Origin of the sequence: Thiopseudomonas denitrificans (assembly GCF_002866065.1) — a bacterium.
Classification (GTDB): domain Bacteria; phylum Pseudomonadota; class Gammaproteobacteria; order Pseudomonadales; family Pseudomonadaceae; genus Thiopseudomonas; species Thiopseudomonas denitrificans.
On the sequence record NZ_LNJZ01000006.1, the window covers coordinates 37,945 to 57,818 of the forward strand.

The window sequence follows — 19,874 nt, forward strand, 5'->3', positions numbered from 1 at the left end:
TTAAAGCGATTAAAGGGGTCAGGTACATTTAGTCCGCGGATTAAATGTACCTGACCCCTCTAATTGATACCGATTTTGTTCGAATAAATTCGAACCTACAACTGCGGCAGCACCGGCGTGGACACCTGCACATCGGCATTCTGCGCACGGTGACGCAAGCAGTGATCCATCAGCACCAGCGCCATCATCGCCTCGGCAATCGGCGTGGCGCGGATGCCGACACAGGGGTCATGACGGCCCTTGGTGATCATCTCGACCGGTTCGCCATCCACGGTGATGGTGCGGCCCGGTACGGTGATGCTGGAGGTGGGTTTGAGGGCAATATGCGCGACAATCGGCTGGCCGGAGGAAATGCCGCCGAGGATACCGCCGGCATGGTTGCTCAAAAAACCTTCCGGGGTCATCTCGTCACGGTGCTCGGTACCGCGCTGGGTCACGCTGGCAAAGCCGTCGCCGATCTCAACACCCTTGACCGCGTTGATGCTCATCAGCGCATGGGCCAGCTCGGCATCCAGGCGATCAAAGACCGGCTCACCCAGCCCGGGCATCACCCCTTCGGCGACCACGGTGATTTTCGCTCCGACCGAGTCCTGATCACGGCGCAGCTGGTCCATATAGGCTTCCAGCTCGGGTACCTTGCCTGCGCAAGGGCTGAAGAAGGCGTTATTGTGTACTTCGTCCCAGCTTTCGAAGGGAATCCCGATCGGGCCCAGCTGGCTCATGTAACCGCGCACCTGGATACCCTGCGTGGCCAGCCACTTCTTGGCAATGGCACCGGCCGCGACACGCATGGCGGTTTCCCGCGCCGAACTGCGGCCGCCACCACGATAGTCGCGCAGGCCGTATTTATGGTGATAGCCATAGTCGGCATGGGCCGGACGGAACAGGTCCTTGATCGCGGAATAGTCCTTGGAGCGCTGATCGGTGTTGCGAATCAGCAGGCCGATCGGGCAGCCGGTGGTGATACCTTCGAACACGCCGGACAGGATTTCCACCTCGTCCGCTTCCTGGCGCTGGGTGGTGTGGCGGCTGGTGCCGGGTTTGCGCCGGTCCAGATCCTGCTGCAGGTCTTCAGCAGCCAAAGGCAGGCCGGGCGGGCAACCGTCAACAATCGCCATCAGCCCCGGGCCATGGCTTTCGCCTGCAGTGGTCACGGTAAAAAGTTTGCCAAAGGTATTGCCCGACATTGCCCTGCTCCGCTTACGACTGTAAAAGCGCAGAGTATAACGGCAAAGGACCGCACGGGTAAGCGGCTCAACCCGCAGGCGGGGATTAAATCATCCCGACGGGAGCAAGCGCTGTCCACTCAGGCCATTATCCGCGCTTTCTTTCGTGTATAATCTGCCGCATTTATTTTTGGTCACTGTCATAAGAGAGCATCCATGCAACTTTCCGCCCTTACTGCTGTTTCCCCTGTCGATGGCCGCTACGGCAGCCGTACCGTTTCCCTGCGCAATATTTTCAGCGAATACGGCCTGATCCGTAACCGCGTGCATGTCGAAGTGCGCTGGCTGCAGCGCCTGGCACAACACGAGCAGATCGGCGAGGTTGCACCCTTCTCGGCCGAAGCCAATGCCCTGCTCAACGAGCTGGCCGAAGACTTCAAAATCGAACATGCCGAGCGCGTCAAGGAGTTCGAACGCACCACCAACCACGACGTGAAAGCAGTGGAATATCTGCTCAAGGAACAGGCGCAAAAGCTGCCCGAGCTGGCCAAGGTCAGCGAATTCATCCACTTTGCCTGTACCTCCGAAGATATCAACAACCTGTCCCATGCCCTGATGCTGCGCGAAGGCCGCGACAGCGTGCTGCTGCCACTGATGCGCCAGATTGCCGACAGCATCCGCAAGCTGGCGGTTGATCTGGCCGAAGTGCCGATGCTGTCCCGCACCCACGGCCAGCCCGCCTCCCCCACCACGCTGGGCAAGGAAATGGCCAACGTGGTCTACCGTCTGGAGCGCCAGATCAGGCAGGTAGAAAGCGTTGAACTGCTGGGCAAGATCAACGGTGCGGTCGGCAACTACAACGCCCACCTGTCCGCCTATCCGGACGTGGACTGGGAAGCCAACGCCCGCGCCTTTATCGAGGGCGATCTGGGCCTGACCTTCAACCCCTACACCACCCAGATCGAGCCGCACGACTACATTGCCGAGCTGTTTGATGCCATTGCCCGCTTCAACACCATCCTGCTCGACTTCGACCGCGATGTGTGGGGCTACATTTCCCTGGGCTACTTCAAGCAGAAGACCGTGGCCGGCGAGATCGGCTCATCCACCATGCCGCACAAGGTCAACCCGATTGATTTTGAAAACTCCGAAGGCAACCTGGGCATTGCCAACGCCATTTTCCAGCATCTGGCCAGCAAACTGCCGATCTCCCGCTGGCAGCGTGACCTGACCGACTCCACCGTACTGCGCAACCTGGGCGTGGGTTTTGCCCACAGTGTGATTGCCTACGAAGCCAGCCTGAAAGGCATCGGCAAGCTGGAAGTTAACATAGCGCCACTGGCCGCCGATCTGGACAACTGCTGGGAAGTGCTGGCCGAACCGGTGCAGACCGTAATGCGCCGCTACGGCATCGAGAACCCCTATGAAAAGCTCAAGGACCTGACCCGCGGCAAGGGTATCAGCGCTGCCGCCCTGCAAGAGTTCATCGATACCCTCGACATGCCGGAAGCGGCCAAGGCCGAGCTGCGCCAGCTGACGCCGGCCAACTATATTGGTAATGCCGTGGAGCAAGCCAAACGCGTTTGATGTTTTTGCCTTGCGGTGGGGGATTGTGGTCCGGCTTTGCCGGACTGCTGCCGTCCTGCTTCTCCGTAGGTTCGAATTTATTCGAACAAAAACGCCACCGTCTTGCGTAAAACGTGCGAATAAATTCGCACCTACAGGATACTTGCTGTGTGAATGAATTCGCACCTACAGCTGTGCGAATTCATTCGCAGGATGCTTCCTGCCATCCCCACCCATTTCAAAAACCGGTCCAATATGAACATCCCGATTCTCGGTAACATCAGTGTAGAAGAATTTCTGCGCGATTACTGGCAGAAAAAGCCCCTGCTGATCCGCCAGGCGATTCCGGACTTTGTCAGCCCCGTTGACGGTGACGAGCTGGCCGGGCTATCGCTGGAGAGCGAAGTCGAGTCCCGCATCATTCTCGAGCACGGCGACGAGCCCTGGGAGCTGCATCATGGTCCGTTCACCGAGCAGACCTATGCCGAGCTGCCGGAAAGCCACTGGACCCTGCTGGTGCAGGCGGTCGACCAGTTCGTGCCGGAAGTGGCCGACTACCTGAAAGACTTCGAGTTTCTGCCGCGCTGGCGCATTGATGACCTGATGATCAGCTATGCAACACCCGGCGGCGGTGTCGGTCCGCATTTCGACAACTATGATGTGTTCCTGCTGCAGGCCGAGGGCCGCCGTGAATGGAAGGTCGGCCAGCTGTGCGACAGCAACAGCCCGCTGCTGCCCCACCCCGACCTGCGCATTCTCGACGGCTTCGATACCAGCGACAGCTGGGTACTGGAACCCGGCGACATGCTCTACCTGCCGCCACGGCTGGCCCACTGGGGTACCGCGCTGGATAACTGCATGACCTGGTCGATCGGCTTTCGTGCGCCGTCTACCGCTGAAGTGATCACCCACTACACCGATTTTGTCGCCCGCTTTCTGACCAGCGAAGACCGCTATGGCGATGCCGGCATGACGCCGCTGCAGGACCCGAACGAGATCCGCCGCGAGGACATCGAGCGCGTACGCCAGCTGCTGCGCGAACAGCTGGACGACGACAACCTGCTGTTGAGCTGGTTCGGCCAGCACATGACCGAGCCGCGCTATCCCGAGTTTCTGCAAGGTCATGAACTGGGCGAATCCACGCTGGTCGAATTCCTCCAGGACGGCGGTGCCCTCGTGCGCAGTCCGGCAGCCCGACTGGCCTGGAGCCAGCTGGAGCTGGACGGCGAGCCGGCCATTCTGCTGTTTTCCTGTGGTAGCAGTCGGCCATTCCCTGAACATTTAGTCGGATTTATCCAGTACCTTTGTAGCCAGGACCTTCTGACTATGGATAATCTACAACCCTGGCTGGATCGTGACGAAGCCGTCACCCTCCTGTGTGAACTGGTCAAACAAGGCAGTCTGGAGTGTATGGATGAGTAACATCGAAGTGCGTATTGCCGACTGGCACAAAGACAATGCTGATCTGCGCCGCATCCGTGAACGGGTCTTCATCGACGAGCAGGGGGTCACTCCCGAGCAGGAATGGGACAGCCAGGATGCCGGTGCCATCCATTTCCTCGCCGAAGAAGACGACTTTGCCATGGGTACCGCCCGCCTGCTGCCGGACGGCTGCATTGGCCGGGTATCGGTACTCAAGGAGTGGCGCGGCCTCAACGTGGGCGAGGCGCTGATGCAGGCGGCAATTGCCGAGGCGGAGCGCCGTGGCCTGCAACAGCAAACCCTGACCGCCCAGGTACATGCCGCCCGTTTTTATGAGCGTCTGGGCTTCAGGGCGGTCAGCGACGAGTTCATCGAAGCCGGCATCCCCCACATCGATATGCTCAGAACCAGCGAATAACCATGAAACGGCCGGATCGAGAGGTCAACCCGCACGATGACGCCGATACGGCCATCGAGTTTGTCTCGCCCGGCAAATACAGCATCAACAACCCGCAGGCCAGGACTCGCGGCGCAGAGGGGCCACCAGCCACTACCCGGATGCTGCACAGTCAGGACGAAATCCGCCAGCATAGCCAGCAGTTGCTGCAACAGGCCCGTCATGTGGTGCGCATCTACTCGCCCGACCTGGAACCCTGGCTCTACAGCAACGACCCGATGGTTGAACAATGCAAGGATTTCCTGCTGCGCCAGGAATCCGGCCGCTTGCTCATCCTGCTGCATGACAGCCGCCGCCTGCTGGCTGAAAGCCACAGGCTGCTACCGCTGATCGAGCGTCTGAGCAGCCGCGCACAGATACGCCTGATCCATCCCGAGCACGAAGTGCATCCCGATCGATGGCTGTCGGCTGACGAACACAGCCTGCTGTTACGTAAAACTTCCGCTCCTTTTCAGGGTCAGTTGTTTTGTGGCCAGCCCGCCAGGGTCCGCCCCCACATCGAACAGTTCGAAGCCATGTGGGCCGTATCACGTACCGATATCAACCTGCGCCGGATGACGTTATGACCACCCTGCTCCGTTTTTTCCTGTGTGCACTACTGCTGACCAGCCCGCTGGTACATGCCGACATGCGCGTTATCCAGCTGCAACACCGCATGGACAGTGAAATGATCCAGCTGCTGCAACCCATGCTCAACCCATGGGAAGGGATTGCCGGCAACGGCCAGCAGCTGATCCTGCGTGCCGAAAGTGAGCGCCTGGACGAGTTGGAGCAGCTGATTGCCAGTCTCGATACGCCGCTGCGGCGCGTACTGATCACTCTCGACGACAGTGGCGGACACATCAGCAGCGAGCGCGGCATCGATATCAGTGCCCGCGCCAGTGGCCGACACGGAGAGGTGGTAATCGGTGATGACGGTAACCGGGGCAACCGTGTCGATATCCGCCATTACAGCACCACCGGCAACAACAGTGGCCTGCGCAGCATACAGACCCTGGAAGGCAGCGCCGCCTTCATCCAGACCGGCCAGCAGATACCGCAGCAGCAATGGAGCCGCGACCAGTACGGCCGGCCGCTAATGCAGACCGTGCAACGCCAGCTGACCCAGGGCTTCTATGTCACGCCCAGCATTCAGGGCAACCGTGTCACCCTCGAACTGAGCACGCAAAATGACCGCCTTTCCCGCCAGGACTCACGCATTGTCGAACAAAACAGCCTGTCCACCCGCATCGGCGGCCAGCTGGGCGAGTGGATCGAGATCGGCGGCCTCAGTCAGAGCAGCCAGCATGACAGCTCCGGCATTCTGTCCGGCAGTAAATCATACTCTACTGAAAACAATAGCTTGCGCATCAAAGTACAGCTGCTGGATGAATAAGCCTCCCCGCGCCGGGGTCTTTTTTGTAGTGCCATAAAAAAAACACTACAAATAAATTTGACGAACGCTCCACGAAGGCGCATCATACGACCCGCTCCCGCTAGCCAGAGGTGTCGAACCTCCGGGTTTTTCAGGCGAACGTCCCCGAAAACCCGTGCTGCAGGCATCCACAAGATGATTTGCACGAGGTTACGACTGGAACGTTGTTGTCCTGAGGGACGGGGAAGCGCCTGCATACGTCCGGCTTTACAAAGCCATCGACCGGTTGTCCTACAGACGGCCGCCCGCCTCCGCAACAACTTTTCCGTCGTCACTTTTCTGCCATAGCGGCGCGAGCATACCCATTTACATCCAGTGATAGCAGGTTGTGTGGGCCACGGCCCGACGCACCATACTCTATGAAGGATTGACCATGTCATATCAGAACGAAATCAAGGCCATTGCTGCCGTAGTTAACAATGCCGGCAGCAGCTGGAGCGCAATCAACCCTGAGTTTGCCGCGCGCATGCGCTACCAGAACCGCTTCAAGACCGGTCTGGATATCGCCAAGTACACCGCAGACATCATGCGCAAGGACATGGCCGAGTACGACGCTGATCCATCCAAGTACACCCAGTCCCTGGGTTGCTGGCACGGTTTCATCGGCCAGCAGAAGCTGATCGCCATCAAAAAGCACCTGAAGACCACCAACAAGCGCTACCTGTACCTGTCCGGCTGGATGGTTGCCGCCCTGCGCTCCGAGTTCGGTCCTCTGCCCGACCAGTCCATGCACGAGAAGAACTCCGTTGCCGCCCTGATCGAAGAGCTGTACACCTTCCTGCGCCAGGCCGACACCCGCGAACTGGACCTGCTGTTCACCGCTCTGGACAAGGCCCGCAAGGCCGGCGACAAGGCTGAAGAAGCCAAGCTGCTGGACCAGATCGAAAACTTCGAAACCCACGTTGTGCCCATCATTGCCGACATCGACGCCGGTTTCGGTAACGAAGAGGCCACCTACCTGATGGCCAAGCAGATGATCGAAGCCGGTGCCTGTGCCCTGCAGATCGAGAACCAGGTTTCCGACGAGAAGCAGTGTGGCCACCAGGACGGTAAAGTGACCGTTCCTCACGCCGACTTCATCGCCAAGCTGAACGCCCTGCGTTACGCTTTCCTGGAGCTGGGTGTTGACAACGGCATCATCGTTGCCCGTACCGACTCCCTGGGTGCCGGCCTGACCAAGCAGATCGCCGTAACCAACGAGCCGGGCGACCTGGGCGACCAGTACAACAGCTTCCTGGCTGGTGAGTACATCAACAGCGCCGACGACATTGCCAACGGTGACGTGGTCATCAAGGCCAACGGCAAACTGCTCAAGCCTGCCCGTCTGGCCAGCGGCCTGTTCCAGTTCCGCGAAGGCACCGGTATCGACCGCGTTGTCCTGGACTGCGTAACTTCCCTGAAAAACGGTGCCGACCTGCTGTGGATCGAAACCGAGAAGCCACACGTTGGCCAGATCAAGGAAATGGTTGACGCCATCCGCAAGGAAGTTCCAGACGCCAAGCTGGTGTACAACAACAGCCCAAGCTTCAACTGGACCCTGAACTTCCGTCAGCAAGTGTTCGACGACTGGGCAGCAGCCGGCAAGGACGTATCCAAATACAACCGCGACCGCCTGATGAGCGCCGACTACGACGACACCGAGCTGTGTGACGAAGCCGACGCACGCATCCAGAGCTTCCAGAAGGATGCCTCTCGCGAAGCCGGTATCTTCCACCACCTGATCACTCTGCCGACCTACCACACTGCCGCACTGTCTACCGACAACCTGGCAAAAGGCTACTTCGGCGAGCAAGGCATGCTGGCTTACGTTGCTGGCGTGCAGCGCAAAGAGATCCGCGAAGGTATCGCTTGCGTACGTCACCAGAACATGGCCGGTTCCGACATCGGTGATACTCACAAAGAGTACTTCTCCGGTGACGCTGCCCTGAAGGCCAGCGGTGAGGACAACACCATGAACCAGTTCGACAACGTCTAAGTTGTTGACGGTTCCTGAGTGACCCGAAAAACCCCGGCTCCGGCCGGGGTTTTTTATTGTCTGTCGAAAGCCGGGCCACCAAGCCCTGCATGCCGGATCAAGGCGGCGATGCTGAATTAACCCGAACACCTGTAGGTGCGAATTTATTCGCACAAAAGATTCTCGGTCACACGTCATGCAAGAAAGCCTTGCACAGACTCTTTGCGTGAGGGGTCTCGCCCCGGACAGGTGTTGATGTTTTTCTCAGGGGCAAGCCCCTTCGTACAGGAGCTGCCATAGTGGTGGGCCCGGCTGAAGCTACAAATACACGTACGGACGTGATTGTGGTCACATATTGTGCGAATAAATTCGCCCCTACAACACACGAATTTATTCAGGCAACCCGACCAAGCCGGGCATGCGAATCAATCGCTGGTTGAATTCCGGGTCAGCGTTTTTGTAGTGCGAAGTGCTCGCCCACGTGTGCGAATAAATTCGCACCTACAACCCACGAATTTATTCAGACAACCCGACCAAGCCGGGCATGCGAATCAATCGCTGGTTGAATTCCGGGTCAGCGTTTTTGTAGTGCGAAGTGCTCGCCCACGTGTGCGAATAAATTCGCACCTACAACACACGAATTTATTCAGACAACCCGACCAAGCCGGGCATGCCAATCAATCGCTGGTTGAATTCCGGGTTAGCGTTTTTGTAGTGCGAAGTGCTCGCCCACGTGTGCGAATAAATTCGCACCTACGATAAGCCCTCATTTATTCGGACTGGTGCGTTTTGTAGGTCCGAATTTATTCGGACAAGCGTGTTTTGTAGGTCCGAATTTATTCGGACAAACCCGGCAAGGACAGACAGCCAGAATAGCAAGCCGTGATCACAGTTTTGCCGTGAGACCCTCGCGGGCCATGCGCTCGGCTTCCTTGCTGCTTTCCAGCCAGTCACGCCACGACTGCACACGCTTGCGCGAGGCCCCGGCACGCTGGGCCGAATCCAGCGCTTGCCCGGACAGTGTCCAGTCCTGCTGCTGCATGGCCAGCTGAGCCAGGATCAGCCAGTGTTCCGCTTTGCCACCACGCTCGGCCAGCTGACGGAACAGCTCGATGGCCTTGTTGCGCTCACGTGCCTGCCAGTACAGCCGGGCCAGGGTTTCCTGCTGCTGCACATCGTTCTTCAGCTTGCCGCTGGCCACCAGCTGCTGCAGCAGCCGCGCGCCCTGCCATGGCTGATCGGCGGCTATTGCAAAGGACAGCATCTGCTGCAAGTCCTGCGCGTTCATGTCAAGGCCCTTGCTGTAGGCAGTACGCAGGGTGGCAAAGGCCACCGCATTGTTGCCTGCCAGCCGCTGCAGAATGGCCAGCCGCTTCCACTGCTCCAGATTGTCCGGATCCATGGCCAGCAAACGGCGCTGCCATTCTGCCGACTTTCCATAATTCTTGCTGCCATGGTGTAGGCTGACCATCAGTTCGGTCCACTGCCGGTTTACCGATGACTTGCCCGCAAGGTATTTTTCCGCCAGAGGCAATGCACGGTCGTAGCGTTTTTGCTGATACCAGGCCTGAATACCCAACTGAAGCACTTCATCGGTCTGGGGTTGGCCTTCCAGATAGACCACTGTCTGTTGTGGCCGGCCGGCCGCCAGCGTCAGCCGGGCCAGGCCAAGACGATCTTTTTGCCGGTCTTCAGCTCCCATCTGCTCATGCTTTTCTGCTTTCTGCAGAAAATCGATGGCCGCATCCAGCCGGTCTTGTTGCCAGGCCAGATAGCCCAGATTGCGCAAAACCATCAGTTCCGCATAACTGCCCTTTTCGAAGCTCAAACCCTCAAGCAAACGCGCAGCCTTGCCCGGATCACCCGCCGCCTGCGCCGCCTGGGCCTGCTGCAGCGCCTTCAAGACCGCGGGCTCGACGGTCTGGGCAGAAAGTACACCGCAATAGATGCAGCCCAGCAAAAAGATCCAGCGTTTCATGGCTTATCTCCCGTTCGTCAAACGAAACTCAAGGGTTTTTACCGCTTCCCGCTCGACCGCCAGGCCATTCTCCGTGCGCGGTGCAAAACGCCAGCGGGCCGCTGCCCGACGGGCAGAACGGTCAAAGATATTCGGCGGTGAGGACTCGACCACCCGGATATTTTCCACCCGGCCCTGGGTGGTAATGGTAAAGGCCAGCCGGACATGTCCTTCAATACCACGACGACGGGCCTGGTCTGGATATTCCGGCAACACCTCATTCAGCGGAACCACTTCCGAGTCCACACCGGACGGTCCCGGTGCCGAAGCGGCAGGTGCTGCCGGCGCTGCCGGTGCCGCAGTTGCCTTGGCCGCCGTGACACCGGCCAGACTGGGCATGGCAGCCGCCTGGATGCTGACCGCACCCGGCAGGCTGGGCAGGCTGACATCCAGCTTGACCGTTGCTGCCTGCATTTGTTGCGGCGGCTGGGGTGTCTGCTGGCTAGGCGGCTGCACCTGGTCAGGCGGCGGTTCCGGCGCCTTGAGACGGCTGCGTGAACGGCTTTCCGAAGTGTCCCTGCTCATCGGCACAAAGTGGCCGACCTGTACCGGCTTGTTCTCCACCCGCGCCTTGGGCGGCAACACCATCCACAGGATCAGGACAAAGCTGGCCAGTGCTGCAAGCAGTGCAGCCAGCAAGGACACCAGCCAGCGCGCCATCAGTTCGACTCCGTCGATGCGGCCAGAGCCACGTCAGGCACACCGGCCAACCGGGCCTGATCCATCACCTGTACCACCAGCCCGGTACGTGCATCCTGATCGGCCTGCACCACGACAATGCCGTCCGGCTGTTCCTGGCGCAAACGCTCGACATGGGCACGTACGGTGCGCACGTCCACTGCCTGTTTGTCCAGCCAGACCTGACCGTCAGCAGTGACCGCAATCAGGATATTGCCCTTGTCCTGGCTGCTGGCGGTATCGGCCTGCGGGCGGTTGACCTCAACGCCGGATTCCTTGATAAAAGAACTGGTGACAATGAAAAAAATCAGCATGATGAACACCACATCAAGCATCGGAGTCAGGTCAATGCCCGGCTCTTCTTCACCACTGTGGCTGTAACGACGCATTCTCATCCGGGTTTTATCCTTTAATCATGCCGCAGCTGGTCGGCCAGCCGGGCCAGTGCGCGACGCGCGTTGCGTTCCAGGTGGGCAAGGCTGAACAGCCCGCCAATCGCCAGCACCATGCCGGCCAGCGTGGGCAGGGTTGCCTGCCAGACGCCTGCAGCCATCGCCCTCGGGTTGCCGGTACCACTCATGGCCAGCACATCAAATACCGCCACCATGCCGGTCACCGTGCCCAGCAGGCCCAACAGGGGGAACAGAGCCACCAGCGCCTTGATCACACCCAGCGGGATCAACAGCTGCTCGCCCGCCTGCGCCATCCAGGCGGCGCGCACGGTGCGCGGCCAGTCCCGGCTGCAGACATTGCAGCAGATCGTTTTCCAGGCCGCAGTACGTTCGCTGACCCAGGCCGGAAACTGGCGCTGCATGTACCAGAAGCGCTCCAGCACCAGCGTCCAGAACAGCACGCTGAGCACGGCCAGCATCCACATGACCATGCCGCCGGTCGACATCAGGTCCAGCAGGGCGTAGCTGCTGTCAACCAGCCAGATCCAGGTTGTCTTCCAGTCACTCACTCTCACAAGGGTCCTTGGCCGACATGTGCAGGGCCAGCAGGCCCACGCATTGCTGTTCCAGCAGCTGGATCACGCCCTTGCTGCGTGCCAACACGATGCTGTGCAGAAACAGCATCGGAATCGCCACCACAAGGCCCTGAACGGTGGTGACCAGCGCCTGTGAAATGCCATCGGCCATCAACCGCGAGTCACCACCACCGCTCTGGGTAATGGCCTGGAAGGTGATGATCATGCCGGTCACCGTACCCAGCAACCCAAGCAATGGTGCCACCGCAGCGATCAGCTTGAGCAGGCCCTGTCCCCGCTCCAGGCGCGGCACTTCCTGCATCACGGCCTCGTCCAGTTTCAGCTCCAGGGTTTCCAGGTCAGTCACTTGCGGGTTCGGGCCCAATACGCCAAGCACACGTCCCAGCGGGTTGTTGCCCTGCGGGCTGGACAGGTTGCGCATCTGCTTGCCGATACTGCCGATCACCAGCTGCAGCTCGGCCATGCGCCAGACCGCCAGCAACAGGCCAAGCACACCCAGCACCATGATCACGTAACCGACCAGTCCACCCTGATGCACCCGGTCAATGAAGGTCGGATGACGCTGCAGCTGGTCCAGCAGACCACCACGGGTCGGGTCGATCAGGGTATAAGCCAGATCGGCCTGGCTGTTCTTCCATTCCTGTACCTTGCTCAGGCCGCCCGGCTGGCGTGGCAGCTCGCGCAGGCTGCTCTCGCCGGCGTGGTAGACCAGAAACGACTGCTCGGCAGCCACGGAAAACGGCCCGACACGGGTCACGTCCAGCTCTTGCGACTCGCCACCCACACGGATGACCGGCGCGCGGAAGGTTTTCACCTGGCCCGTCGCGGACATGTCGTCAAGGATGTGCAGCCACAATTGTTCGATGTTTTCGGCGGTCGGCAACCGGCGGCTGTTGGCAAAACGTTCCAGCTGCTCGACGCGACCGGCTTTCTCGACGTTCAGCATCGAGCCTTGCCACTGACCGGCAATGTCACCAGCACTCTGGCGCAGCACGGCAAAGAGCTCGCCCAGCTCGCCCATGCGTTCCTTCAATTGCTGCTCCTGTTCGGCCAGCAATTTTTCCTGTTCTTCAAATTGCGCCTTGAGCTGCGCGGACTCTGCTTCCGCCTTGCGCAATGCGGCGCGTGCGGCATCATGACGCCCCTGTTGCTGTGCCTTGTCCTGCACAAACTGGCGTTCACGCTCCTGCATCAATTGCTGTTCGCTGGCTTTTTCCTGCCGGATGCGCTCCAGCAACTCGCTTGGCGACACCGGAGCAGCCATTGCCATACCGGCCCACAATGCTGCCATCAATCCTGCCCAGTACTTCACTGTTTTGCCTCCAGAGCCAGGGTTTTCACCGGCAGTTGCAGCCAGTCGGCCGATTTTTGCTGACGCGCCACCTCGATGGCCCGGGTCACCGGACGGCGGGCACTGCCCTCCAGCACCTGCCACTCACGCGCATGCGGGTTCCACCAGCCGGTCTCATGGCCGTCCGGAGTCTGGTAATACAGCATGACGCGCCCGATCCGCAGGAAATCCACGTTCAATGTCTTGCCGTCACGCTGCAGGCTGTCACGCCAGGCTTCCAGCGTATAGCCGTAATCGCTCTCGATCTGGTAAGCCTCCAGGACGCGACGGTATTTCTCGGCCAGGCTGACATCGGCCCGGGGCAGCAGCTCCTGCAGGGTTTCCAGCCGCTCGTTGCGCTCGTAGGGCAAAAATGGCAAGTCGGCGGCAATGAACTCGCCCAGTACATCCAGCATGCGCTGCATCTGTGGCGCCACGCTGGCCTCGGTCTGCTCCAGATCCCTCAGCTGTTGTTCATAGCCGTCCAGTTCCTTGCCCTGGGCCTGCACCAGCTCGCGCATCTGTGCGTTGTAACGCTCAAGGTTGGCTGTCTGGATGATTGCTGCACGATAGCTGTCCAGCATCTGCTGGGTGCTGTCGTCCAGTCCTTCGATCTTGTGCTGTGATTCTTGTGCCGCCCGGCTCAGCCCGGCGCTTTCGGAGAGTGCCTGATCCAGTGGATCGGCCAGAACGAAGCTGCTGCCCAGGGCCAATGCAATGGCCGTGTAGCGCGCTGCATGTAGTGTCATGATGTGGGGTCCAGTTTATTCAGGGCTAAAATGATAACGATTATCATCTGAGACAGGGTCCGAGTCAAGTTGTCAGATCAAGGATTTGCTCCTTTCCACTGCCTCTCCACCGCCTCAGAACAGCGTGCCCTGTCCGCTTTCCAGCCCCGCCTGCTGTTCCTGCGCCAGCGCCTCCGCCCTGGCCTTGAGAATGCGCTGCCTGCGTTGCTGGCACAGGCGGATGACATCACGCTTTTGTGTCGGGCTCAACTGAAGCCAGTACAGGCGCTCATCACGCGAACGCAGGCAGCCTTTGCAATAGCCGCGATTGTTCGACTCGCATACACCCACGCAAGGGCTTGGAATGTCAAAAAACTCTAGCTGGCTCATGATTGCATCCACGCGGTACTGTACCGGACCCCGATACAGGTTCCGACCAATGGTTATTGTAGCCCAGTGCAAGACTGGTGCGGGTTTGCCCGATGTCAAGGCAAAACCTTGAAATTTTAAGGTTGAAAAGCCTGCTGGTTTTACCCTATATTGCGCGCCAGCTTGCAAACAAACACAGCATATTGTGTTCAAGCAAAAGCTTATCTCTATTTACTTTTATCATTCTTTGCGCTAGGCCCGTGCTCTTTGCAACCCTGGTGCGCTGGCAATGCCGATGACGACCCCGCCAAGGCTGCCTTCATACATACCCAATCTTGCCCAAGGACCTATTTGTGATGACAGACCCAAGCACCATTCTGGTCAACAAACGTGATGGCCGCCAGGAACCCATTAATCTGGACAAGATCCACCGCGTGCTCGACTGGGCCGCGCTGGGCCTGAACAACGTCTCGGTATCCCAGGTGGAGCTGAAATCCCATATTCAGTTCTACAACGGTATCCGCACCAAGGATATCCACGAAACCATCATCAAGGCCGCCGCCGACCTGATTTCTGCCGACACCCCGGACTATCAGTACATGGCCGCCCGCCTGGCGATTTTTCACCTGCGCAAGATTGCCTACGGCGAATTCGAGCCGCCACACCTGTACGATCACGTAGTACGCCAGACTGAAGGCAAACGCTACGACGAGCACATCCTCAAGGACTACAGCCGCGAAGAGTTTGACGCGCTCAACGAGGCCATCGACCATGGCCGCGACATGAACTTCTCCTACGCGGCGGTCAAGCAGCTGGAAGGCAAGTACCTGGTGCAAAACCGCGTCACCGGCGAAGTCTACGAGAGCCCACAGATGCTCTACATGCTGATTGGCATGTGCCTGTTCGCCAACTACCCGAAAGCAACGCGGCTGGATTACATCGTACGTTTTTACGATGCCATTTCGCTGTTCAAGATTTCCCTGCCCACGCCGATCATGGCCGGCGTGCGCACGCCCTCACGCCAGTTCAGTTCCTGCGTGCTGATCGAGTGTGGCGACAGCCTGGATTCCATCAACACCACCACCAACGCCATCGTCAAATACGTATCGCTGCGTGCCGGTATCGGCATCAACGCCGGCCGCATCCGCGCAGTCGGCAGTCCGATCCGTGGTGGCGAGGCGCAGCACACCGGTTGCATTCCCTTCTTCAAGCTGTTCCAGGCAGCGGTCAAGTCCTGCTCGCAGGGCGGCGTGCGCGGCGGCGCGGCAACATTGTTCTACCCGCTGTGGCACCTTGAGGTGGAATCCCTGCTGGTGCTGAAAAACAACCGTGGCGTAGAAGAAAACCGCGTGCGCCACATGGACTACGGCGTGCAGCTGAACAAGCTGATGTACCAGCGCCTGATCAAGAGCGAAAACATCACCCTGTTCTCGCCCCACGAAGTCCCCGGCCTGTACGAAGCCTTCTTCGCCGACCAGGACGAGTTCGAGCGCCTGTATGTGCAGTACGAACAGGATGAAAGCATCCGCAAGCGCACCCTGCCGGCGGTCGAACTGTTCTCGCTGATGATGCAGGAGCGCGCCAGCACCGGTCGCATCTACATCCAGAACGTCGACCACTGCAATACCCACAGCCCGTTCGACCCGGCGGTCGCTCCCGTGCGCCAGTCCAACCTGTGCCTGGAAATCGCCCTGCCGACCAGCCCGCTGGAAGACATCCACGATGCCGACAGGGAAATCGCCCTGTGCACCCTGTCCGCCTTCAACCTGGGCGCGATTGAAGATCTGGGCGAACTGGAAGAAATGGCCGAACTGGCGGTACGTGCGCTGGACTCGCTGCTCGACTACCAGGACTACCCGATTGCCGCCGCGAAAAACGCATCCATGAAGCGCCGCACACTGGGCATTGGCGTGATCAACTACGCCTACTATCTGGCCAAGAATGGCGTGCGCTACTCTGACGGCTCAGCCAACGGCCTGACCCACCGTACCTTCGAGGCCATCCAGTACTATCTGCTGAAGGCTTCCAGCAAGCTGGCCCGCGAGTTCGGCGCCTGCCCGGGCTTCAATGAAACCACCTATGCCCAGGGCATCCTGCCGATTGACACCTACAAGAAGGATCTGGACAGTATCGTGCAGGAACCACTGCACCTGGACTGGGAAGCCCTGCGTCAGGAGATTGTCGAGCACGGCCTGCGCAACTCGACCCTGAGCTCACTGATGCCGTCCGAGACCTCCAGCCAGATCTCCAACGCCACCAACGGCATCGAGCCGCCACGCGGCCTGGTTTCAGTCAAGCAGTCCAAGGACGGCATCCTCAAACAGGTCGTGCCCGACTACGAGAACCTGAAAAACCAGTACGAACTGCTGTGGAACATGCCCAACAACGAAGGCTACCTGCATCTGGTCGGCATCATGCAGAAGTTCGTGGACCAGGCCATTTCCGCCAACACCAACTACGACCCGCAGCGCTTTGAAGGCGGCCGCGTGCCCATGAAACAACTGCTCAAGGACCTGCTGACCGCCTATAAATTCGGCCTGAAGACCCTTTACTACCAGAACACCCGCGATGGCGCCGAAGACGACCAGAGCGACCTCGACGACGGCTGTGCCGGCGGCGCTTGCAAGATTTAAGGAGAGCCAGCGTGAAGTACAGTACTTTTTGCCAGACCGACAACGACCAGCTGAAGGAGCCGATGTTTTTCGGCCAGCCGGTCAACGTTGCCCGCTATGACCAGCAGAAATTCCCGATTTTCGAAAAGCTGATCGAGAAGCAGCTGTCGTTCTTCTGGCGTCCCGAGGAAGTGGACGTCACCCAGGACCGCATCGACTACCAGAACCTGCCCGAGCATGAAAAACACATTTTCATCAGCAACCTGAAGTACCAGACACTGCTCGACTCCATCCAGGGCCGCAGCCCCAACGTGGCGTTTTTGCCGCTGGTGTCGATTCCCGAGCTGGAAACCTGGATCGAGACCTGGTCGTTCTCCGAGACCATTCACTCGCGCTCCTACACCCACATCATCCGCAACATCGTGAATGATCCGTCCGTGGTGTTTGACGATATCGTGCGCAACGAGCACATCATCGAGCGCGCCGGCGACATCTCCAAATACTACGATGCGCTGATCCACGACAGCCTGATCTACCTGAAGCTGGGTGAAGGCAGGCACGAGCTGGGCGGCAAGACATACGAGATTTCGCTGTTCGAACTGAAGCGCAAGATGTACCTGTGCATGATGAGCGTCAACGTGCTGGAAGCGATCCGCTTCTATGTCAGCTTTGCCTGCTCGTTCGCCTTCGCCGAGCGCCGCCTGATGGAAGGCAACGCCAAGATCATCCGTCTGATTGCCCGTGACGAGGCGCTGCACCTGACCGGTACCCAGCACATCCTCAACATCATGCAGAACGGCCAGGACGACCCTGAGATGGCCGAGGTGGCCAAATCCTGCTACGACGAGAGCGTGGAGATTTTCCGCCATGCCGCGCAACAGGAAAAGGAATGGGCCCGCTACCTGTTCAAGGACGGCTCGATGATCGGCCTGAACTACGACATCCTCAGCCAGTATGTCGAGTACATCACCAACCTGCGCATGATCGCGGTGGGACTGGAGCCGATCTTCAAGAACGCCTCGCAGAACCCCATCCCCTGGATCAACGCCTGGCTGGTATCCGACAACGTGCAGGTGGCCCCGCAGGAAGTGGAAGTCAGCTCCTACCTGGTCGGCCAGATCGACTCATCCGTATCCGTTGACGATCTGGGTGAATTCGAGCTGTGACCGCCGGCGTGCAGATCATGACCGAAGACATGGTGTTCGAGCTGGAGGGTAATGAAACCCTGCTCGATGCGCTGGAACGCACCGGCCACCATGTCGAATATCAATGCCGCAGCGGCTACTGCGGCGCCTGCCGCATTCCGCTCAAGGCCGGCAGCGTCGAGTACGCCAAACCACCGCTGGCCCTGCTGCGCCGTGGCGAGATCCTGCCCTGCTGCTGCACCGTCAACGAACCGCTCAAGCTGAAGGTGCACTTGCGCAGCAAGCTGGCGGGTTAGACTTATAATGACCCAGCATGCGTTTGCCATTGATTAAACTGGCATCATCATAACAGTAGATTAGTGCCCTGGTGCTTGCATCAACCGTGACGGGGCCGCGATTGATCCAGGTTTCTGGCTTATAGCCTACACAACCAGCAAGTAGCAAAGTGGTTGCTAACGTTTGAGTTGAGGGGCAGCCGGAGCAAAGAGGAGGGTTCGGCAGATGGCTCATGACCCAGTGTGCAGTGTACTAAAGAAATCCAGAAGACGGGAAAGTAGTGCTAGCAACACCAACACGGGAATGCTGTATCCGATCAGCCGACTCTGCCATCCAGGGTATTTCTTACGGTAGCTTTTTAGCAGCGCCCAAGCGCTATTTCCTTCACCTGGAACTAACGGAGGCGGTGGATATCTTTAAAAGAACAGCCCGACAGCCCCAAGAAACGCGACTATTGCAGAGACGACAAAATATGAAGCGCTCTGTTGTGCTGCTCCGCTGAAAATTAGCGCGCCAATCCCTGAGACAGAAAAGAGCACTGCGATGCTAACTACAAGAATTTTGGTGAAATTGCTCATTTCCTGCCTAACGATTGAATTAAGCCACGCCGCAATGGGGCGTGCAAGCCCATAAACAGACGACATAAACACGTACCATAGCTATATTTCTTCTACTAGTATGAAGTCTCGGATGAGAATATTTTGCTGGCTAACGTTTGAATTCACCGGCCTGCGCGGCTTTTTGCGCAGGCCCGGAGGAATGAATTGTTAGGGCGGCGGCTGATATGGGGCGCAATTTCAGCCAATCCTCGCCCAGCGAATTTTTACCTTCAACCGAGACAGAGAAAACCGCTGTTTGTGGGGTAAGCGGCTCCTCCGGTACTGGCGTGAAATCACCGTGCCAACGAATGTGCATTTCCGAATGCACAACTTTTCTTTTAAGGCGAAAGACCATCAACATCTCACCATCATCAGTTGACTCAGCCGTGACAACCGACTTGCAGTCCCCAGTCGAAAGCGCAAGTCGTTTACAAACTTCGCTGGTGAGCTGATACGGGCCGAACAGGAAAAACTCATCCCATTCAAACTTTGTGATCTTGGCAAGCTCGATCCTTGAAGTCTTTCTATCTCGGAGTTCTTTTTTCAACTCCCAGCCCACCTCACCGCTCTTGAGATAGCGGTAGGCATCGCCACAGCCCGGCAGGTATAGAGCTAGGAGGATCGCAAGGACTGTTCGCATAGTGTCCTAACGCTTGCAGCATGCGCGCCTACGAAATGAAGCCGAAGGCGCAATGTAGTAGGCGTCGCCGTGCCTGCACTTGTTATGTATAAATGACTCTAGCGCCGGAGATGGTTAAGACCCCATCTTTCTCAAGCCGTCTAATAATCGTATCGATTTTACTTTCCTCTATGCCGCCTTGAAACTGGAACATCGCGGCAATGAAGTTTATTAAAGATTGCTTCTTTGAGGGCTTTGACTTGACTAGCCTCTCCTTAACGTACGAAATAACATCCAAATCGCTAGGCGTTTCAGCCTTGCTTCTCGGTTCCGATTTCTCAATTTTCGGCGCTGATATATTTCTCGCGGTAGGATTCAGATCTTCCTCCTCCTTTATTGCCGCTTGAATCAAATATTGGGAAAGCTTCAATTTTTCCCGATAAGTGAGCTTGTCAGCTGCAAGCCTTATAACGTCATAACTCATCTAGAATTCCCTCATAAGAAATTACCGTTCGATTTTATACATAACGCTGC

The 19,874-nt window shown here is 58.4% G+C and carries 19 protein-coding genes; 9 read left to right on the plus strand and 10 right to left on the minus strand.

Annotation, left to right across the window (positions count from 1 at the left end; genetic code table 11):
• Nucleotides 1–95: 95 nt before the first annotated feature.
• Nucleotides 96–1,187, minus strand: a complete 1,092-nt coding sequence (gene aroC / locus AR306_RS05410) for a chorismate synthase (RefSeq protein ID WP_101496545.1) — start codon at nucleotides 1,185–1,187, stop codon at nucleotides 96–98.
• Nucleotides 1,188–1,382: 195 nt separating this feature from the next.
• On the opposite strand from aroC, the gene purB reads away from it, so the two are divergent.
• From purB to AR306_RS05440, 6 genes are all read left to right on the plus strand, one after another.
• Nucleotides 1,383–2,753, plus strand: a complete 1,371-nt coding sequence (gene purB, locus AR306_RS05415) for an adenylosuccinate lyase (RefSeq protein WP_101496546.1) — start codon at nucleotides 1,383–1,385, stop codon at nucleotides 2,751–2,753.
• A 234-nt stretch (nucleotides 2,754–2,987) separates the two neighbouring features.
• On the plus strand, nucleotides 2,988–4,154 hold the full coding sequence (locus AR306_RS05420; protein WP_101496631.1) for a ribosomal protein uL16 3-hydroxylase: 1,167 nt from the start codon (nucleotides 2,988–2,990) through the stop codon (nucleotides 4,152–4,154).
• Nucleotides 4,147–4,572: a GNAT family N-acetyltransferase gene (locus tag AR306_RS05425; RefSeq protein WP_101496547.1), complete on the plus strand. Its 426-nt coding sequence runs from the start codon at nucleotides 4,147–4,149 to the stop codon at nucleotides 4,570–4,572. The genes AR306_RS05420 and AR306_RS05425 overlap by 8 nt, the downstream gene beginning before the upstream one ends.
• 2 nt (nucleotides 4,573–4,574) lie before the next feature.
• A complete protein-coding gene (locus tag AR306_RS05430; RefSeq protein ID WP_101496548.1) occupies nucleotides 4,575–5,177 on the plus strand; it encodes a DUF7931 domain-containing protein in 603 nt (200 codons plus the stop codon).
• Nucleotides 5,174–5,986 (plus strand): hypothetical protein, encoded by an 813-nt coding sequence (locus AR306_RS05435; protein WP_101496549.1) that lies wholly within the window; start codon nucleotides 5,174–5,176, stop codon nucleotides 5,984–5,986. Before AR306_RS05430 ends, AR306_RS05435 begins: the two co-directional genes overlap by 4 nt.
• Nucleotides 5,987–6,398: 412 nt before the next feature.
• On the plus strand, nucleotides 6,399–8,000 hold the full coding sequence (locus tag AR306_RS05440) for an isocitrate lyase (protein ID WP_101496550.1): 1,602 nt from the start codon (nucleotides 6,399–6,401) through the stop codon (nucleotides 7,998–8,000).
• A gap of 865 nt (nucleotides 8,001–8,865) precedes the next feature.
• On the opposite strand, the gene AR306_RS05445 is transcribed toward AR306_RS05440, so the two are convergent.
• The 7 genes from AR306_RS05445 to AR306_RS05475 all read right to left on the minus strand — a co-directional run bounded on the left by AR306_RS05445 (nucleotide 8,866) and on the right by AR306_RS05475 (nucleotide 14,110).
• Entirely contained in the window at nucleotides 8,866–9,957 is a 1,092-nt protein-coding gene (locus tag AR306_RS05445; RefSeq protein WP_101496551.1) for a tetratricopeptide repeat protein, read from the minus strand.
• A 3-nt stretch (nucleotides 9,958–9,960) separates the two neighbouring features.
• A complete protein-coding gene (locus AR306_RS05450; RefSeq protein ID WP_101496552.1) occupies nucleotides 9,961–10,656 on the minus strand; it encodes an energy transducer TonB in 696 nt (231 codons plus the stop codon).
• Nucleotides 10,656–11,069: an ExbD/TolR family protein gene (locus AR306_RS05455; RefSeq protein ID WP_101496553.1), complete on the minus strand. Its 414-nt coding sequence runs from the start codon at nucleotides 11,067–11,069 to the stop codon at nucleotides 10,656–10,658. Before AR306_RS05455 ends, AR306_RS05450 begins: the two co-directional genes overlap by 1 nt.
• A 14-nt stretch (nucleotides 11,070–11,083) precedes the next feature.
• The gene (locus tag AR306_RS05460) at nucleotides 11,084–11,572 is read right to left on the minus strand and encodes a MotA/TolQ/ExbB proton channel family protein (RefSeq protein WP_407071182.1); all 489 of its coding nucleotides are present in this window, start codon (nucleotides 11,570–11,572) and stop codon (nucleotides 11,084–11,086) included.
• Nucleotides 11,573–11,627: 55 nt separating this feature from the next.
• Nucleotides 11,628–12,953, minus strand: coding sequence for a MotA/TolQ/ExbB proton channel family protein (locus AR306_RS05465; protein WP_101496555.1), 1,326 nt, complete (start codon nucleotides 12,951–12,953; stop codon nucleotides 11,628–11,630).
• 17 nt (nucleotides 12,954–12,970) lie between these two features.
• Nucleotides 12,971–13,741 (minus strand): DUF3450 domain-containing protein, encoded by a 771-nt coding sequence (locus AR306_RS05470; RefSeq protein WP_101496556.1) that lies wholly within the window; start codon nucleotides 13,739–13,741, stop codon nucleotides 12,971–12,973.
• Between the two features lie 114 nt (nucleotides 13,742–13,855).
• The gene (locus AR306_RS05475; RefSeq protein ID WP_101496557.1) at nucleotides 13,856–14,110 is read right to left on the minus strand and encodes a DUF1289 domain-containing protein; all 255 of its coding nucleotides are present in this window, start codon (nucleotides 14,108–14,110) and stop codon (nucleotides 13,856–13,858) included.
• 335 nt (nucleotides 14,111–14,445) lie between these two features.
• On the opposite strand from AR306_RS05475, the gene nrdA reads away from it, so the two are divergent.
• The 3 genes from nrdA to yfaE are packed head-to-tail and all read left to right on the plus strand — an operon-like array spanning nucleotide 14,446 to nucleotide 18,142.
• Nucleotides 14,446–16,722 carry a class 1a ribonucleoside-diphosphate reductase subunit alpha gene (nrdA, locus tag AR306_RS05480; RefSeq protein WP_101496558.1) on the plus strand — a complete coding sequence of 759 codons (2,277 nt, stop codon included), beginning with the start codon at nucleotides 14,446–14,448 and terminating at the stop codon, nucleotides 16,720–16,722.
• A gap of 11 nt (nucleotides 16,723–16,733) precedes the next feature.
• On the plus strand, nucleotides 16,734–17,867 hold the full coding sequence (gene nrdB / locus AR306_RS05485) for a class Ia ribonucleoside-diphosphate reductase subunit beta (RefSeq protein WP_101496559.1): 1,134 nt from the start codon (nucleotides 16,734–16,736) through the stop codon (nucleotides 17,865–17,867).
• A gap of 17 nt (nucleotides 17,868–17,884) precedes the next feature.
• A complete protein-coding gene (yfaE, locus tag AR306_RS05490) occupies nucleotides 17,885–18,142 on the plus strand; it encodes a class I ribonucleotide reductase maintenance protein YfaE (RefSeq protein WP_101496632.1) in 258 nt (85 codons plus the stop codon).
• 688 nt (nucleotides 18,143–18,830) lie between these two features.
• On the opposite strand, the gene AR306_RS05500 is transcribed toward yfaE, so the two are convergent.
• Together AR306_RS05500 and AR306_RS05505 are read right to left on the minus strand one after the other, a co-directional pair.
• Complete coding sequence (locus AR306_RS05500) at nucleotides 18,831–19,361, minus strand: hypothetical protein (protein ID WP_101496561.1); 531 nt, start codon at nucleotides 19,359–19,361, stop codon at nucleotides 18,831–18,833.
• 82 nt (nucleotides 19,362–19,443) lie between these two features.
• Complete coding sequence (locus tag AR306_RS05505; protein ID WP_101496562.1) at nucleotides 19,444–19,824, minus strand: hypothetical protein; 381 nt, start codon at nucleotides 19,822–19,824, stop codon at nucleotides 19,444–19,446.
• Nucleotides 19,825–19,874: the final 50 nt, after the last annotated feature.

Excerpts from the sequence above, each read along its gene's own strand:
- aroC (WP_101496545.1), bottom strand. The coding sequence starts at position 1,187 with ATGTCGGGCAATACCTTTGGCAAACTTTTTACCGTGACCACTGCAGGC.
- purB (WP_101496546.1), top strand. The coding sequence starts at position 1,383 with ATGCAACTTTCCGCCCTTACTGCTGTTTCCCCTGTCGATGGCCGCTAC.
- AR306_RS05420 (WP_101496631.1), top strand. The coding sequence starts at position 2,988 with ATGAACATCCCGATTCTCGGTAACATCAGTGTAGAAGAATTTCTGCGC.
- AR306_RS05425 (WP_101496547.1), top strand. The coding sequence starts at position 4,147 with ATGAGTAACATCGAAGTGCGTATTGCCGACTGGCACAAAGACAATGCT.
- AR306_RS05430 (WP_101496548.1), top strand. The coding sequence starts at position 4,575 with ATGAAACGGCCGGATCGAGAGGTCAACCCGCACGATGACGCCGATACG.
- AR306_RS05435 (WP_101496549.1), top strand. The coding sequence starts at position 5,174 with ATGACCACCCTGCTCCGTTTTTTCCTGTGTGCACTACTGCTGACCAGC.
- AR306_RS05440 (WP_101496550.1), top strand. The coding sequence starts at position 6,399 with ATGTCATATCAGAACGAAATCAAGGCCATTGCTGCCGTAGTTAACAAT.
- AR306_RS05445 (WP_101496551.1), bottom strand. The coding sequence starts at position 9,957 with ATGAAACGCTGGATCTTTTTGCTGGGCTGCATCTATTGCGGTGTACTT.
- AR306_RS05450 (WP_101496552.1), bottom strand. The coding sequence starts at position 10,656 with ATGGCGCGCTGGCTGGTGTCCTTGCTGGCTGCACTGCTTGCAGCACTG.
- AR306_RS05455 (WP_101496553.1), bottom strand. The coding sequence starts at position 11,069 with ATGAGAATGCGTCGTTACAGCCACAGTGGTGAAGAAGAGCCGGGCATT.
- AR306_RS05460 (WP_407071182.1), bottom strand. The coding sequence starts at position 11,572 with ATGTCGACCGGCGGCATGGTCATGTGGATGCTGGCCGTGCTCAGCGTG.
- AR306_RS05465 (WP_101496555.1), bottom strand. The coding sequence starts at position 12,953 with ATGGCAGCATTGTGGGCCGGTATGGCAATGGCTGCTCCGGTGTCGCCA.
- AR306_RS05470 (WP_101496556.1), bottom strand. The coding sequence starts at position 13,741 with ATGACACTACATGCAGCGCGCTACACGGCCATTGCATTGGCCCTGGGC.
- AR306_RS05475 (WP_101496557.1), bottom strand. The coding sequence starts at position 14,110 with ATGAGCCAGCTAGAGTTTTTTGACATTCCAAGCCCTTGCGTGGGTGTA.
- nrdA (WP_101496558.1), top strand. The coding sequence starts at position 14,446 with ATGACAGACCCAAGCACCATTCTGGTCAACAAACGTGATGGCCGCCAG.
- yfaE (WP_101496632.1), top strand. The coding sequence starts at position 17,885 with ATGACCGAAGACATGGTGTTCGAGCTGGAGGGTAATGAAACCCTGCTC.
- AR306_RS05500 (WP_101496561.1), bottom strand. The coding sequence starts at position 19,361 with ATGCGAACAGTCCTTGCGATCCTCCTAGCTCTATACCTGCCGGGCTGT.
- AR306_RS05505 (WP_101496562.1), bottom strand. The coding sequence starts at position 19,824 with ATGAGTTATGACGTTATAAGGCTTGCAGCTGACAAGCTCACTTATCGG.